The organism is Bacillus cereus group sp. N6 (assembly GCF_016483705.1).
In the GTDB taxonomy this organism is placed as follows: domain Bacteria; phylum Bacillota; class Bacilli; order Bacillales; family Bacillaceae_G; genus Bacillus_A; species Bacillus_A wiedmannii.
Window position 1 is genome coordinate 1 of the sequence record NZ_JAEHBI010000358.1, and the last position, 232, is coordinate 232.

A 232-nucleotide genomic window follows, 5' to 3' on the forward strand; every position below is an offset into this window, starting at 1 on the left:
AGGACCCCATCCAACAGCGGCCGGACTCGCTTCTCATACAGAAGGAATTTCTACACCAGCCGCGGGCGTGGCTGCGCAGGCGGAAGCAAATTTCACGACTGCTAATGGAGAAAGTGCGCATGCAGAAGGTTATTTTACAGTTGCTAAATGGAAAAGCGCACATGCAGAGGGTTTTTACAGAATAGCAAAAGGAAAAGCATCCCATGCGGAAGGGACTCACACAGTGGCAGGA

1 pseudogene is annotated in these 232 nt (G+C 51.3%); it reads left to right on the plus strand.

The features are described 5' to 3' along the window. Nucleotides 1–232, plus strand: a pseudogene (locus tag JDS99_RS31575) (peptidase G2 autoproteolytic cleavage domain-containing protein); the annotation flags it as partial.